Origin of the sequence: Streptomyces fodineus (assembly GCF_001735805.1) — a bacterium.
Classification (GTDB): domain Bacteria; phylum Actinomycetota; class Actinomycetes; order Streptomycetales; family Streptomycetaceae; genus Streptomyces; species Streptomyces fodineus.
The window spans coordinates 7,892,525-7,907,744 of record NZ_CP017248.1 but is presented as its reverse complement, the minus strand read 5'-3'; the positions used below and the strand labels follow the sequence as shown (position 1 = coordinate 7,907,744).

14 protein-coding genes are annotated in these 15,220 nt (G+C 70.0%); 1 reads left to right on the top strand and 13 read right to left on the bottom strand.

From position 1 onward, the window contains the following. Positions 1-92 precede the first annotated feature (92 nt). From metK to pyrR, 13 genes are all read right to left on the bottom strand, one after another. Complete coding sequence (metK, locus tag BFF78_RS34215; protein ID WP_069781984.1) at positions 93-1,301, bottom strand: methionine adenosyltransferase; 1,209 nt, start codon at positions 1,299-1,301, stop codon at positions 93-95. Between the two features lie 261 nt (positions 1,302-1,562). Then, positions 1,563-2,765, bottom strand: coding sequence for a bifunctional phosphopantothenoylcysteine decarboxylase/phosphopantothenate--cysteine ligase CoaBC (coaBC, locus tag BFF78_RS34210; protein WP_069783975.1), 1,203 nt, complete (start codon positions 2,763-2,765; stop codon positions 1,563-1,565). An 89-nt stretch (positions 2,766-2,854) separates the two neighbouring features. Further along, the gene (gene rpoZ / locus BFF78_RS34205; protein ID WP_003982715.1) at positions 2,855-3,127 is read right to left on the bottom strand and encodes a DNA-directed RNA polymerase subunit omega; all 273 of its coding nucleotides are present in this window, start codon (positions 3,125-3,127) and stop codon (positions 2,855-2,857) included. 52 nt (positions 3,128-3,179) lie between these two features. Next, positions 3,180-3,833, bottom strand: coding sequence for a guanylate kinase (gene gmk, locus BFF78_RS34200; protein ID WP_227025983.1), 654 nt, complete (start codon positions 3,831-3,833; stop codon positions 3,180-3,182). After that, on the bottom strand, positions 3,808-4,131 hold the full coding sequence (locus BFF78_RS34195) for an integration host factor (protein ID WP_003977346.1): 324 nt from the start codon (positions 4,129-4,131) through the stop codon (positions 3,808-3,810). The genes gmk and BFF78_RS34195 overlap by 26 nt, the downstream gene beginning before the upstream one ends. A 268-nt stretch (positions 4,132-4,399) precedes the next feature. Further along, on the bottom strand, positions 4,400-5,245 hold the full coding sequence (gene pyrF, locus BFF78_RS34190; protein ID WP_069781982.1) for an orotidine-5'-phosphate decarboxylase: 846 nt from the start codon (positions 5,243-5,245) through the stop codon (positions 4,400-4,402). Then, positions 5,242-6,348 carry a quinone-dependent dihydroorotate dehydrogenase gene (locus tag BFF78_RS34185; RefSeq protein WP_069781981.1) on the bottom strand — a complete coding sequence of 369 codons (1,107 nt, stop codon included), beginning with the start codon at positions 6,346-6,348 and terminating at the stop codon, positions 5,242-5,244. Before BFF78_RS34185 ends, pyrF begins: the two co-directional genes overlap by 4 nt. A 75-nt stretch (positions 6,349-6,423) precedes the next feature. Continuing rightward, positions 6,424-9,732, bottom strand: a complete 3,309-nt coding sequence (gene carB, locus BFF78_RS34180; RefSeq protein WP_069781980.1) for a carbamoyl-phosphate synthase large subunit — start codon at positions 9,730-9,732, stop codon at positions 6,424-6,426. Beyond that, positions 9,725-10,867 (bottom strand): glutamine-hydrolyzing carbamoyl-phosphate synthase small subunit, encoded by a 1,143-nt coding sequence (gene carA / locus BFF78_RS34175; RefSeq protein ID WP_069781979.1) that lies wholly within the window; start codon positions 10,865-10,867, stop codon positions 9,725-9,727. The genes carB and carA overlap by 8 nt, the downstream gene beginning before the upstream one ends. Beyond that, a complete protein-coding gene (locus tag BFF78_RS34170) occupies positions 10,864-11,424 on the bottom strand; it encodes a PH-like domain-containing protein (RefSeq protein ID WP_069781978.1) in 561 nt (186 codons plus the stop codon). The genes carA and BFF78_RS34170 overlap by 4 nt, the downstream gene beginning before the upstream one ends. Next, positions 11,421-12,707 (bottom strand): dihydroorotase, encoded by a 1,287-nt coding sequence (locus BFF78_RS34165; protein WP_069781977.1) that lies wholly within the window; start codon positions 12,705-12,707, stop codon positions 11,421-11,423. Before BFF78_RS34165 ends, BFF78_RS34170 begins: the two co-directional genes overlap by 4 nt. Positions 12,708-12,712: 5 nt before the next feature. Beyond that, entirely contained in the window at positions 12,713-13,699 is a 987-nt protein-coding gene (locus BFF78_RS34160; RefSeq protein WP_069781976.1) for an aspartate carbamoyltransferase catalytic subunit, read from the bottom strand. A gap of 86 nt (positions 13,700-13,785) precedes the next feature. Next, complete coding sequence (gene pyrR / locus BFF78_RS34155; RefSeq protein WP_069781975.1) at positions 13,786-14,367, bottom strand: bifunctional pyr operon transcriptional regulator/uracil phosphoribosyltransferase PyrR; 582 nt, start codon at positions 14,365-14,367, stop codon at positions 13,786-13,788. Positions 14,368-14,620: 253 nt separating this feature from the next. Here pyrR and bldD point away from each other — a divergent pair, with 253 nt between their 5' ends. Beyond that, positions 14,621-15,124: a transcriptional regulator BldD gene (bldD, locus tag BFF78_RS34150; protein ID WP_014671524.1), complete on the top strand. Its 504-nt coding sequence runs from the start codon at positions 14,621-14,623 to the stop codon at positions 15,122-15,124. Positions 15,125-15,220: the final 96 nt, after the last annotated feature.

Sequence of the window (15,220 nt, the reverse complement as noted above, 5' to 3'; positions counted from 1 at the left end):
TCCGGCCGGCGCCCGACGGGTGAGGCACGGCACGCCGAAGCCCGGCCCCCATGACGGGGAAGCCGGGCTTCGGTGAGAAGGACGGGGCGGGGCTACAGGCCCGCCGCCACGCGCAGGGCGTCCACGCGGTCCGTGCGCTCCCAGGTGAAGTCGGGCAGCTCGCGGCCGAAGTGGCCGTAGGCGGCCGTCTGGCTGTAGATCGGGCGGAGCAGGTCGAGGTCGCGGATGATCGCGGCCGGGCGGAGGTCGAAGACCTCGTCGATCGCCTTCTCGATCTTCTCGTTCTCGACCTTGTTGGTGCCGAAGGTCTCCACGAACAGACCGACGGGCTCGGCCTTGCCGATCGCGTACGCGACCTGGACCTCGCAACGGGAGGCCAGGCCCGCCGCCACCACGTTCTTGGCGACCCAGCGCATCGCGTACGCCGCCGAGCGGTCCACCTTGGACGGGTCCTTGCCGGAGAAGGCGCCGCCGCCGTGGCGGGCCATGCCGCCGTAGGTGTCGATGATGATCTTGCGGCCGGTCAGGCCGGCGTCACCCATCGGGCCGCCGATCTCGAAACGGCCGGTCGGGTTGACCAGCAGGCGGTAGCCCTCGGTCTCCAGCTTGATGCCCTCGTCCAGGAGCGCCTTCAGCTCGGGCTCCACGACGAACTCGCGGATGTCGGGCGCCAGCAGCGACTCGAGGTCGATGTCGGAGGCGTGCTGAGAGGAGACGACCACGGTGTCCAGGCGGACGGCCTTGTCGCCGTCGTACTCGATGGTGACCTGGGTCTTGCCGTCCGGGCGCAGGTAGGGGATGGTGCCGTTCTTGCGGACCTCGGACAGGCGCTTGGACAGGCGGTGCGCCAGGAAGATCGGCAGCGGCATCAGGGTCGGCGTCTCGTCGGACGCGTAGCCGAACATCAGGCCCTGGTCGCCCGCGCCCTGCTTGTCCAGTTCGTCGTCGTCGCCCTCGACCCGGGTCTCGTAGGCCGCGTCGACGCCCTGTGCGATGTCCGGGGACTGCGCGCCGATGGACACCGACACACCGCAGGAGGCGCCGTCGAAGCCCTTCTTCGAGGAGTCGTAACCGATCTCGAGGATCTTGTCGCGTACGAGCTGGGCGATCGGCGCGTAGGCCTTGGTCGTGACCTCGCCGGCCACGTGCACGAGGCCAGTGGTGATCAGCGTCTCTACGGCGACCCGGGACGTCGGGTCCTCACGCAGAAGTGCGTCGAGAATGGTGTCGCTGATCTGGTCAGCGATCTTGTCGGGGTGACCCTCGGTCACGGACTCCGAGGTGAACAAGCGACGGGACACAACGCTCCCTGGGGTTGCAGCGGCTGCTGGCTGATCAATTGCGGACGGGCACAGGGCTGCGCCTGGCGTCGTCCGAGAACAGTTTACGGGTCGCACCGTGCCACCGGCCTACCCGTCTCGCCTCTCGGGAGCGCTGTGACCTGCGGCACTGGCATTCTGCACAATGCCAGTGACCTTGACCAGGGGGCATCACCCGACTTGACAGTGTGGTGAAGAGCCGTCGAACGGCTGAAACTCTTCGCCCCGGACGGCGCAACCCGATCAGCCCAGCCGGGTGGCCACCAGGTCCCAGACGGTGTCGGCCAGGGCCTCCTTGGGGCCGTACGGCACCGGGGTCTCGCTGCCGTCGGCGCCCAGCACCACGGCCTCGTTCTCCTCGGAGCCGAACGTCTTGCGCTCCCCCACCTCGTTCACCACGAGCAGGTCACAGCCCTTGCGGGCGAGCTTGGTGCGGCCGTTGGCGAGCACGTCGTCGGTCTCGGCGGCGAAGCCGACGATCACCTGGCCGGGGCGGGCGCGCTCGGCCGAGATCTCCGCGAGGATGTCCGGATTACGCACCAGGACGATCGGGTCGGGGTCCTGGCCGTCCTTCTTCTTGATCTTCCCGGTGGCGTAGGCCGCCGGGCGGAAGTCGGCGACGGCGGCGGCCATGACGACGGCGTCGGCGTCCGCCGCGGCCTTCAGGACGGCCTCGCGCAGCTGGACGGCCGTGCCGACCTGCACGACGTCCACGCCGGCCGGGTCGGGCAGGCCCGCGTTGGCCGCGATGAGCGTGACCCGGGCGCCGCGGGCGGCGGCGGTGCGGGCGAGGGCGTAGCCCTGCTTGCCGGAGGAGCGGTTGCCGAGGAAGCGGACCGGGTCCAGGGGCTCGCGGGTGCCGCCGGCGGATACGACGACGTGCCGCCCGGCGAGGTCGGGCTCGGCAACCCCCCGGGCCAGGACGCGGCGGCAGACCTCGAAGATCTCCACCGGGTCGGGCAGCCGGCCCTTGCCGGTGTCGACGCCGGTGAGCCTGCCGACGGCGGGCTCGACGACCACGGCACCGCGGCGGCGCAGCGTGGCCACGTTCTCCTGGGTGGCCGGGTGCTCCCACATCTCGGTGTGCATGGCGGGCGCGAAGACGACCGGGCAGCGGGCGGTCAGGAGGGTGTTGGTGAGCAGGTCGTCGGCGAGGCCGTGGGCGGCCTTGGCGAGCATGTCGGCCGTCGCGGGAGCCACCACGACGAGGTCGGCCTGCTGGCCGATGCGGACGTGCGGGACCTCGTGGACGCCGTCCCAGACCTCCGTGGAGACGGGGTTGCCGGACAGGGCGGACCAGGTGGCGGCGCCGACGAAGTGCAGCGCGGAGGCGGTGGGCACCACCCGGACGTCGTGCCCCGACTCCGTGAGCCTTCTGAGCAGCTCACAGGCCTTGTAGGCGGCGATGCCGCCGCTGACCCCCAGAACGACCCTCGGCTTGTCCACCGGGACTCCCATTCGTTGAACCTACGTCTCCATGACACACCACAGGCCCGGCAGTCGTGCCGCCGGGCCTGTCATGCGAAAACGAACGGTTACTGCGCCGGGCCCTCGACGGCCTCGGACGTCAGCAGACCCGCGTTGATCTCACGCAGGGCGATCGAGAGCGGCTTCTCGTGGACGTGGGTGTCGACGAGCGGACCGACGTACTCGAGGAGGCCCTCGCCGAGCTGCGAGTAGTACGCATTGATCTGGCGGGCACGCTTGGCCGCGTAGATCACGAGGCTGTACTTCGAGTCGGTGGCCTCGAGAAGCTCGTCGATCGGCGGGTTGATGATGCCCTCGGGCGCGGTGATGGAAGAGGACACGCTCTACCTTCCGATGGGTGGGAAAAGATCATTCGTGATCACACACTCGTGATCACACAACATCCATCAAGGCTAGCAGCTCGCGCGCCACGTCCTCGACGGAGGTGTTGACCAAGGTCGTGTCGAACTCCGGCTCGGCCGCCAGCTCGGTCCTGGCCGCCTCCAGGCGGCGCTCGATGACCTCGGGCGGCTCGGTGCCCCGGCCGGTCAGCCTGCGCACCAGCTCCTCCCAGGAGGGCGGAGCCAGGAACACCAGCCGGGCGTCGGACATCGACTCCCGGACCTGCCGGGCACCCTGGAGATCGATCTCCAGCAGCACCGGCTCGCCCTTCTCCAGCCGCTCCAGCACGGCCGCGCGGGGCGTGCCGTAGCGGTTGCCGGCGAACTCGGCCCACTCCAGCAGCTCGCCGTTGGCGATCAGCTTGTCCATCTCCTCGTCGGTGACGAAGAAGTAGTGGACTCCGTGCTGCTCGCCAGGGCGCGGCTTGCGGGTGGTGGCCGACACCGAGAGCCAGACCTCGGGGTGTTCCTTGCGCATATGGGCGACGACCGTGCTCTTGCCGACCCCCGAGGGGCCGGAGAGCACGGTCAGCCGCGGACGTTCACTCATGCAGCGATTATTCCAGCAATCCCGGAGTGCCCGGGACTCCCGGTCCCGCTCCCCGCAGGGGAAGGCGGGCTCAGGAGCCGGTGCTGCCGAACTCACGCTCCAGGGAAGCGATCTGGTTGGAACCGAGACCGCGCACCCGGCGGCTCTCGGAGATGCCCAGACGCTCCATGATCTGCTTGGCGCGGACCTTGCCCACGCCCGGCAGGGACTCGAGCAGTGCGGAGACCTTCATCTTGCCGATGACGTCGTTCTCCTGACCCTGCTTGATGACCTCGTGCAGGGAGGCGCCGGAGTGCTTGAGTCGATTCTTGACCTCGGCCCGCTCCCGGCGAGCCGCGGCGGCCTTTTCGAGCGCGGCTGCGCGCTGTTCGGGGGTAAGGGGCGGAAGAGCCACGCCTACGTCACCTCGGATGTCGAACTGTCGGATACGGACCGGTGAGGAACCTAGTCGCCCCACACCTGGGGAGCTACGAGCAACACGCTTCGCCCGTTCACTCTGCTCGGAGACTAGCGGTCAAGTCCGCCAGAGTCAGCGAGAACAGCGGAAAAGTCCTGGTCAGCCTCCGCCAGGCCGGACATTTCAGACATTCTGCCCCCGATTTGAGGATGTATTCACACTCAAGTCGCCGCCCGGCCGCTCACCCGGGCTCCCCTCGGAGGTGTCAGGCGCCGAAAACGGCGGCCTGGATCTCCTCCGCGAAGCGCTCGGCGGACGCGCGCAACGCTCCGACGTCGGGACCGTGACGCAGAACACCCCGGCTGACGTTCGGCACGACGTTGCGCAGCGCCGCTCCGAACACCTTCGGAAGATCGGCCGGAGTCGCGCCCTGGGCGCCGACGCCGGGTGCGAGGAGCGGGCCGTTGATGACGAGGTCGTACGACGACAGGTCGCCGACCGTGGCGCCGACCACGGCACCGAAGGAGCCCAGCGGCTCCTCCCCCGCGTTCTCGGCGGCCAGGTGGGCCAGCATGGTCGCGCCCACGGTACGGCCGTCGGCGCGGACCGCGTGCTGGACCTCGGGGCCCTCCGGGTTGGAGGTCAGCGCCAGCACGAACAGGCCGGCGCCGCTCTCCCGGGCCAGCGCGACGGCCGGGCTGAGCGAGCCGTAGCCGAGGTACGGCGAGACGGTCAGGGCGTCGGAGAACAGCGGGGCGTCCTTGTGCAGGAAGGCCTCGGCGTACCCGGCCATGGTCGAGCCGATGTCGCCACGCTTGGCGTCCATCACGACGAGGGTGCCGGCCGCGCGCGCCTCCTGGACGATCGTCTCCAGGACGGCGACGCCGCGGGAGCCGAAGCGCTCGAAGAAGGCGCTCTGCGGCTTCATCACGGCGACCCGGTCGGCGACCGCCTCGACGACCGTGCGGCCGAACCGCTCCAGACCGGCCACGTCGTCGTTCAGACCCCACTCGGCGAGCAGGGAGGCGTGCGGGTCGATGCCGACGCACAGCGGGCCGCGCTCGTCCATGGCGCGGCGCAGACGGGCACCGAAGGGCTCCATCGAGGTCATGCGGGCTTCCTCACGTCGGCGCCGACCGCGTCGGCGAGGGTGGCGTACGGGCTGGTGCGCAGGCGGGCGGCGAGGCCCTTGTGGATCGCGCGGGGCCAGAAGGGGCCCTCGTAGATGAAGGCGCTGTACCCCTGGACCAGCGTGGCACCGGCCAGGATGCGCTGCCAGGCGTCCTCGGCGTTCTCGATGCCGCCCACGCCCACGAGCGTGATCCGGTCGCCCACGCGCGCGTACAGGCGGCGCAGGACCTCCAGGGAGCGCGCCTTGAGCGGCGCGCCGGACAGGCCACCGGTCTCCTTCACCAGCGAGGGTGGGGAGGTCAGACCGAGAGCCTCGCGCGCGATGGTGGTGTTGGTGGCGATGATGCCGTCCAGGCCCAGCTCCACGGCCAGGTCGGCGACCGCGTCGATGTCCTCGTCGGCGAGGTCGGGGGCGATCTTCACCAGCAGCGGGACGCGCCGGTTGGCCACCGTACGGTCCGCGGCCTCGCGGACGGCGGTCAGCAGCGGGCGCAGCGCCTCGGTGGCCTGGAGGTTGCGCAGGCCCGGCGTGTTCGGCGAGGAGACGTTGACGACCAGGTAGTCCGCGTACGGCGCGAGGCGCTCGGCCGACTTCACGTAGTCGCCGACGGCCTCCGCCTCCGGGACGACCTTGGTCTTGCCGATGTTGACGCCGACGACCGTCTTGAAGACCGCCTTACGGGTCGCGAGGCGGGCTGCCACGGCCAGCGAGCCGTCGTTGTTGAAGCCCATGCGGTTGATCAGCGCGCGGTCCGCCACGAGCCGGAACAGCCGCTTCTTGGGGTTGCCGGGCTGCGGCTCACCGGTGACCGTGCCGATCTCGACGTGGTCGAAGCCCAGCATCGACATCCCGTCGATCGCCACGGCGTTCTTGTCGAAGCCCGCGGCGAGCCCGAAGGGGCCGTGCATGCGCAGCCCGAAGGCCTCGGTGCGCAGCTCCTGGTAGCGGGGCGTGAGGGCGGCCGCGACGAAGGTGCGCAGCACGGGGATGCGGACGGCGAGACGGATCCAGCGGAAGGCCAGGTAGTGGGCCTTCTCGGCGTCCATCCGTTTGAAAACCAGACGGAAGAAAAGCTTGTACATGTCCTGTGTCCTCTTGAAGCTTCGGGGAGCCTCATGAAGAGGGGGACACCGTTTCCGGTGTCCCCCTCAGGGCTGCTAGTCGCGGGCCGCGGTCAGGTGTTCCGCGTGTTCCTGGAGCGAACGGACGCCCACGTCACCGTGGTTGAGGGCGTCGATGCCCTGGACGGCCGCGGCGAGTGCCTGGACGGTGGTCAGGCACGGCACCGAGCGCGCCACGGCGGCCGTACGGATGTCGTAGCCGTCGAGGCGGCCGCCGGTGCCGTACGGGGTGTTGACGATGAGGTCGACCTCGCCGTCATGGATCAGCTGGACGATGGTCCGCTCGCCGTTCGGGCCGGTGCCCTCGGACTGCTTGCGCACGACCGTGGCGTTGATGCCGTTGCGCTTGAGGACCTCGGCGGTGCCGGACGTGGCCATCAGCTCGAAGCCATGGGCGACCAGCTCACGCGCCGGGAAGATCATCGAACGCTTGTCGCGGTTGGCGACCGAGATGAACGCGCGGCCCTTGGTGGGCAGCGGGCCGTAGGCACCCGCCTGCGACTTGGCGTACGCCGTGCCGAAGACGGAGTCGATGCCCATGACCTCGCCGGTGGAGCGCATCTCCGGGCCGAGGACGGTGTCGACGCCGCGGCCCTGGATGTCGCGGAAGCGCGACCACGGCATGACGGCCTCCTTGACGGAGATCGGCGCGTCCAGCGGCAGCTCGCCGCCGTCGCCGTTCTTCGGCAGCAGGCCCTCGGCGCGCAGCTCGGCGATGGTCGCGCCCAGCGAGATGCGGGCGGCGGCCTTCGCCAGCGGCACCGCCGTCGCCTTCGAGGTGAAGGGGACCGTCCGGGAGGCGCGCGGGTTGGCCTCCAGGACGTAGAGGATGTCCCCGGCCATGGCGAACTGGATGTTGATGAGCCCGCGGACCCCGACTCCCTTGGCGATGGCCTTCGTCGAGGCACGCAGCCGCTTGATGTCGAAGCCGCCGAGGGTGATCGGGGGCAGGGCGCACGCCGAGTCGCCGGAGTGGATGCCGGCCTCCTCGATGTGCTCCATCACGCCGCCGAGATAGAGCTCCTCGCCGTCGTAGAGGGCGTCGACGTCGATCTCGATCGCGTCGTCCAGGAAGCGGTCGACGAGCACCGGCCGGGAGGGGCTGATCTCGGTGGACTCGGCGATGTAGGCGGCGAGGCGGGTCTCGTCGTAGACGATCTCCATGCCGCGCCCGCCGAGGACGTACGACGGCCGGACCAGGACCGGGTAGCCGATCTCGTCGGCGATGGCCTTGGCCCCCTCGAAGGTGGTGGCCGTGCCGTGCTTCGGGGCGGGCAGGCCCGCCTCGGCGAGGACGCGCCCGAAGGCGCCGCGGTCCTCGGCCGCGTGGATGGCCTCGGGGGACGTGCCGACGATCGGCACGCCGTTGTCCTTCAGGGCCTGCGACAGGCCGAGCGGGGTCTGGCCGCCGAGCTGCACGATCACGCCCGCGAGCGGACCGGCCTGCTGCTCGGCGTGGACGATCTCCAGCACGTCCTCCAGCGTGAGCGGCTCGAAGTACAGCCGGTCGGAGGTGTCGTAGTCGGTGGAGACGGTCTCCGGGTTGCAGTTGACCATCACGGTCTCGTAGCCCGCGTCGCTCAGCGCGAAGGAGGCGTGGACGCAGGAGTAGTCGAACTCGATGCCCTGGCCGATGCGGTTCGGGCCGGAGCCGAGGATGATGACGGCCGGCTTCACGCGGGGCGCGACCTCGGACTCCTCGTCGTAGGCGGAGTAGAAGTACGGGGTCTTCGCGGCGAACTCGGCGGCGCAGGTGTCGACCGTCTTGTAGACCGGGCGGATGCCGAGCGCGTGCCGGACCTCGCGCACGACCTCCTCGCGCAGCCCGCGGATCTCACCGATCTGCTGGTCGGAGAAGCCGTGCCGCTTGGCCTCGGCGAGCAGCTCGCGGGTCAGCTCGGGGGCCTCGGCCAGCTCGTCCGCGATCTCCTTGATCAGGAAGAGCTGGTCCACGAACCACGGGTCGATCTTCGTGTACGCGAAGACCTCCTCGGGCGTGGCGCCGGCGCGGATGGCCTGCATGACCGTGTTGATCCGGCCGTCCGTGGGCCGTACGGCCTCGCGCAGCAGTGCGTCCTTGTCGCCGGTCTCCCCGACGAAGGTGAACTGGCTGCCCTTCTTCTCCAGCGAGCGCAGCGCCTTCTGGAAGGCCTCGGGGAAGTTGCGGCCGATGGCCATGGCCTCGCCGACCGACTTCATGGTGGTGGTCAGCGTGGAGTCGGCCTGCGGGAACTTCTCGAAGGCGAACCGCGGCGCCTTGACGACCACGTAGTCCAGGGTCGGCTCGAAGGAGGCCGGGGTCTCCCTCGTGATGTCGTTCGGGATCTCGTCCAGGGTGTAGCCGACGGCCAGCTTGGCGGCGATCTTGGCGATCGGGAAGCCGGTGGCCTTGGAGGCCAGGGCCGAGGAGCGCGACACACGCGGGTTCATCTCGATGACGATCACGCGACCGTCCTCGGGGTTCACCGCGAACTGGATGTTGCAGCCGCCGGTGTCGACACCGACCTCGCGGATGACGGCGATGCCGATGTCGCGCAGGATCTGGTACTCGCGGTCGGTCAGCGTCATCGCGGGCGCGACGGTGATGGAGTCACCGGTGTGCACACCCATGGGGTCGAAGTTCTCGATGGAGCAGACGACCACGACGTTGTCGTGCTTGTCGCGCATCAGCTCCAGCTCGTACTCCTTCCAGCCGAGGATGGACTCCTCCAGGAGCACCTCGGTGGTCGGGGAGAGCGTGAGGCCCTGTCCGGCGATGCGGCGCAGCTCCTCCTCGTCGTGCGCGAAACCGGAGCCGGCGCCGCCCATGGTGAAGGACGGGCGGACGACGACCGGGTAGCCGCCGAGCTGCTCGACGCCCTTGAGGACGTCGTCCATGGAGTGGCAGATCACCGAGCGGGCGGATTCACCGTGCCCGATCTTCGCTTTGACGGCGTCCACGACGGTCTTGAACTGGTCGCGGTCCTCGCCCTTGTGGATCGCCTCGGGCTTGGCGCCGATCAGCTCGACGCCGTACTTGGCCAGAACGCCGTTCTCGTGCAGCGAGATGGCGGTGTTCAGGGCCGTCTGGCCGCCCAGGGTGGGCAGCAGGGCGTCGGGGCGCTCCTTGGCGATGATCTTCTCGACGAACTCCGGCGTGATCGGCTCGACGTAGGTGGCGTCGGCGATCTCCGGGTCGGTCATGATCGTCGCCGGGTTGGAGTTGACCAGGACGACGCGCAGGCCCTCGGCCTTGAGCACCCGGCACGCCTGCGTGCCGGAGTAGTCGAACTCGGCGGCCTGGCCGATGACGATCGGGCCGGAGCCGATGACCAGGACGGACTGGATATCGGTGCGCTTAGGCACGCTGGCCCTCCATCAGGGAAACGAAGCGGTCGAACAGGTAGGCGGCGTCGTGCGGGCCCGCTGCCGCTTCGGGGTGGTACTGGACGGAGAAGGCCGGCTGGTCGAGCAGCTGCAGCCCCTCCACGACGTCGTCGTTCAGGCAGACGTGGGAGACCTCGGCGCGGCCGAACTTGGTCTCGCTGACCTGGTCGAGCGGCGCGTCCACGGCGAAGCCGTGGTTGTGCGCGGTGACCTCGACCTTGCCGGTCGTACGGTCCTGGACCGGCTGGTTGATGCCGCGGTGGCCGTACTTCAGCTTGTAGGTGCCGAAGCCGAGGGCGCGGCCGAGGATCTGGTTGCCGAAGCAGATGCCGAACAGGGGCGTCTTGCGCTCCAGGACGGCCCGCATGAGCGCGACCGGGCCATCGGCGGTCGCCGGGTCGCCGGGGCCGTTGGAGAAGAACACACCGTCCGGGCCGACGGCGTAGACGTCGTCCGCCGTGGCCGTCGCCGGCAGCACGTGCACCTCGATGCCGCGCTCGGCCATCCGCTGCGGGGTCATGCCCTTGATGCCGAGGTCGATCGCGGCGACGGTGAACCGCTTCTCGCCGATCGCCGGGACGACGTACGCCTCCTTGGTCGCGACCTCCTCGTAGAGGCTCGCGCCCTTCATGTGCGGCTGGGCCTGCACGCGCGCGAGGAGCTCGCCCTCGGCGGTGATCGCCTCGCCGGAGAAGATGCCGGCGCGCATCGAGCCGCGCTCGCGCAGATGGCGGGTGAGCGCCCGGGTGTCGATGCCGGAGATGCCGACCACGCCCTGCCGCTCCAGTTCGTCGTCCAGGGAGCGCTTGGCGCGCCAGTTGGACGGCACGCGCGCGGGGTCGCGCACGACGTAGCCGGAGACCCAGATGCGGCTCGACTCGTCGTCCTCGTCGTTCCAGCCCGTGTTGCCGATCTGCGGGGCGGTCGCGACGACGATCTGGCGGTCGTACGACGGGTCGGTCAGGGTTTCCTGGTAGCCGGTCATACCGGTGGAGAACACGGCCTCGCCGAAGGTCTCCCCCACGGCCCCGTAGGCACGGCCGCGGAAGATGCGGCCGTCCTCCAGGACGAGTACGGCGGGAACCTTGGCGGCTCCCCTGGTGGAGGTCGTCATCGTGCGCCTTCCGTGTCGTTGATCATCTGGTTCAGGGTGTCGACCCACTCGGTGTGCTCGGCCGCGTGGTCCGAGCGGAAGCCGGAGTCGATCAGCTTGTCGCCGAGCTTCCAGGTCACCACCAGCAGTCCGCCCTCGGTGAGGACCTTGCCGGCGATGCCCTTGTCCAGCCGGGCCCCGCGCAGCGCGGCGGTCGGGACGAAGAAGTCGCTCGCTCCGGGACGCTCGACCTCCAGCCCTTGGTCGGTCAGGGTGAGCTCGGCCCGGCTGCGGGTGCCCAGGCCGTGGGCCACGATCCGGTCCAGCCACTGCCCCGCCGTGGTGGAGCCGTGGTAGCGGCCGCTCAGCTCAAGTCTCGCCGGGCCGGTCTCCTCCGGCGCGCTGGGCGGCGCGGGCAGGTCGCTCTGGAGGGTGCCGCGCCACTTCCAGCCCTCGCGCATCAGCCAGTAGACGAGCGCGATGAACAGGGCGAGTCCGACGAGCCAGCCGATGCGGGCCGGCCAGTCGGTGACCTCGGCCGACCTCTGGGCCTCGGCCAGCAGGATTACAGGTGTCACGAAAGCTTCCCGTCGACGAGCGTGGCCTTGCCCCGCAGCCACGTGTGCGTCACACGGCCCGGCAGCTCACGCCCCTGGTAGGGGGTGTTGCGGCTGCGCGAGGCGAAGCCCGCGGGGTCCACCTGGCCACGGTATTCCGTGTCGACGAGGGTGAGGTTGGCGGGCTCACCAGCCGAGACGGGACGGCCGTGCCCGGTGGCCTGTCCGATCTGCGCGGGCTTGACGGACATCCGGTCGGCGACGCCGGCCCAGTCCAGCAGGCCCGTGTCGACCATGGTCTCCTGGACCACTGACAACGCGGTCTCCAGGCCCACCATGCCCATGGCGGCGGCGGCCCACTCGCAGTCCTTGTCCTCGTGCGGGTGCGGCGCGTGGTCGGTGGCGACGATGTCGATCGTGCCGTCCGCCAGGGCCTCGCGCAGGGCGTGGACGTCCCGCTCGGTGCGCAGCGGCGGGTTGACCTTGTAGACCGGGTTGTAGGTGCGCACCAGCTCGTCGGTGAGGAGCAGGTGGTGCGGGGTGACCTCGGCGGTGACCTGGATGCCGCGGGACTTGGCCCAGCGGACGATCTCGACGGAGCCTGCGGTCGAGAGGTGGCAGATGTGGACGCGGGAGCCGACGTGCTCGGCGAGCAGCACGTCCCGCGCGATGATCGACTCCTCGGCGACGGCCGGCCAGCCGCCCAGGCCCAGCTCGGCCGAGACGACGCCCTCGTTCATCTGGGCGCCCTCGGTCAGCCGCGGCTCCTGCGCGTGCTGGGCGACGACACCGCCGAAGGCCTTCACGTACTCCAGCGCGCGGCGCATGATCACCGCGTCGTCCACGCACTTGCCGTCGTCGGAGAAGACGGTGACCCCGGCGGCCGACTCGTGCATGGCGCCCAGCTCGGCGAGCTTCTTGCCCTCCAGGCCGACGGTGACGGCACCGATGGGCTGCACGTCGCAGTAGCCATGCTCCCTGCCGAGCCGCCAGACCTGCTCGACCACACCGGCGGTGTCGGCGACCGGGAAGGTGTTGGCCATGGCGAAGACGGCCGTGAAGCCGCCGGACGCGGCCGCGCGGGTGCCGGTCAGCACGGTCTCGGAGTCCTCACGGCCCGGCTCGCGCAGGTGGGTGTGCAGGTCGACCAGGCCCGGCAGCAGCACCTTGCCGGCCGCCTCGACCACCTCCGCGCCCTCGGCGCTGAGACCGGTGCCCACCTCGGCGATCGTCTCGCCGTCGATCAGCACGTCCTGCGGCTCGCCGCCGAGCACCTTCGCACCACGGATCAGGATCTTGCTCATGCGTCTTACTTCTCCTCGGGACCGGTGGGGCGGGTGTGGGTGACGGCGGGCTCGTTGCCGCCGAGCAGCAGGTACAGGACGGCCATCCGGATGGACACGCCGTTGGCGACCTGCTCGATGGCGGTGCAGCGCTCGGAGTCGGCGACCTCGGCGGTGATCTCCATGCCGCGGACCATCGGGCCGGGGTGCATGACGATGGCGTGCTCGGGCAGCCTGGCCATGCGGTCGCCGTCGAGGCCGTAGCGGCGGGAGTACTCGCGCTCGGTCGGGAAGAAGGCGGCGTTCATCCGCTCGCGCTGGACCCGGAGCATCATCACCGCGTCGCACTTGGGCAGCGTGCTGTCCAGGTCGTACGACACCTCGCACGGCCATGTCTCGACGCCGACCGGCACCAGGGTGGGCGGGGCGACCAGGGTGACCTCGGCGCCGAGGGTGTGCAGCAGGTCCACGTTGGAGCGGGCGACCCGGCTGTGCAGGACGTCGCCGACGATGGTGATCCGCCTGCCGGACAGGTCCTGGCCGAGGCCGGTGTCCCGGCCGGTCAGCCGGCGGCGCATGGTGAAGGCGTCCAGCAGGGCCTGGGTGGGGTGCTGGTGGGTGCCGTCACCGGCATTGATGACGGCCGCGTCGATCCAGCCGGAGTTCGCGAGGCGGTACGGGGCTCCGGAGGCGCCGTGCCGGATCACCACCGCGTCCACGCCCATCGCCTCCAGGGTCTGGGCAGTGTCCTTCAGGGACTCGCCCTTGGAGACGCTCGATCCCTTGGCGGAGAAGTTGATGACATCGGCGGACAGGCGCTTCTCGGCGGCCTCGAAGGAGATCCGCGTGCGCGTGGAGTCCTCGAAGAAGAGGTTGACGATCGTGCGGCCGCGCAGGGTCGGCAGCTTCTTGATCGGCCGGTCGGCGACCCGGGCCATCTCCTCGGCGGTGTCGAGGATCAGGACGGCGTCGTCGCGGGTGAGGTCGGCGGCCGAGATGAGATGACGCTGCATCTGTCAGGCTCCGTAAGGCAGTTCGGGAGGATGTGGGCAAATCGGTGCGTACGCGGGCACGCCGAAGCGGCCGTACGCCGGATCTGCTACTGGCCGGTCTGCTTCACACCGAGCAGCACGGTGTCGCGACCGTCCTCCTCGGCGAGCTGGACCTTGACCGTCTCCCGCAGCGACGTGGGGAGGTTCTTGCCGACGTAGTCGGCGCGGATGGGCAGTTCGCGGTGGCCCCGGTCGACCAGGACCGCGAGCTGGACCGCGCGGGGGCGCCCGATGTCGTTCAGGGCGTCGAGGGCGGCCCGGATGGTGCGGCCGGAGAAGAGCACGTCGTCGACCAGGACGACCAGCTTGCCGTCGATGCCGTCACCGGGGATGTCGGTGCGGGCCAGCGCACGCGGCGGGTGCATGCGCAGGTCGTCGCGGTACATCGTGATGTCGAGCGAGCCGACGGGGACCTTGCGGTCGGTGATCTGCTCCAGCTTGACGGCGAGCCGCTGAGCGAGGAAGACACCCCGGGTGGGGATGCCGAGGAGCACCACGTCGTCGGCGCCCTTGGCGCGCTCGACGATCTCGTGGGCGATACGGGTCAGCACGCGTGCGATGTCGGGGCCTTCGAGAACGGGCCGCGCATCGGACGCCTGCGGGGTGGCGTGCGAGTCCTGCTTGTCCATACGGAAAGGACCTCCTTCTCCGCCTCACGGGACGGACCTTAAAGGACGTCTGATTTGCGCCATCAACCCTAGCAGGTCATGGCGAGGGCCCCGATCACCCCCCTGGCGTAACCGGCCGCCACTACCACGGAAGAGTCGGTGTGGACCATTCGGCTTGACGCACAAGAGTCACGCTGCGTAACCTCACAGTGAGTTACCAGCCGCGCGGCGGGAACCCAGTCCGACCGCGTCGACACAGTGTCCGGGGAGCTATATGTCCAGCGAATACGCCAAACAGCTCGGGGCCAAGCTCCGGGCCATCCGCACCCAGCAGGGCCTTTCCCTCCACGGTGTCGAGGAGAAGTCCCAGGGTCGCTGGAAGGCCGTGGTGGTGGGTTCGTACGAGCGTGGCGACCGTGCGGTGACCGTACAGCGGCTTGCCGAGCTGGCCGATTTCTATGGTGTTCCCGTGCAGGAGCTCCTGCCGGGCACCACGCCGGGCGGCGCCGCCGAGCCGCCGCCGAAGCTGGTTCTGGACCTGGAGCGGCTGGCCACCGTGCCGGCCGAGAAGGCGGGCCCTCTGCAGCGCTACGCGGCGACGATCCAGTCCCAGCGCGGTGACTACAACGGCAAGGTGCTCTCCATCCGCCAGGACGACCTGCGCACTCTTGCCGTCATCTACGACCAGTCCCCCTCGGTCCTCACCGAGCAGCTGATCAGCTGGGGTGTTCTGGACGCCGACGCGCGCCGCGCGGTGGCCACGCACGAAGAGGCCTGAGCCCCCTCAGCACCTCAGCAGAAACGTGCCGCCGGGGTGGCTGGAACCTGCCTGGTTCCAGCCACCCCGGTGGCTTTTCCGTATCACCGGCAAAAC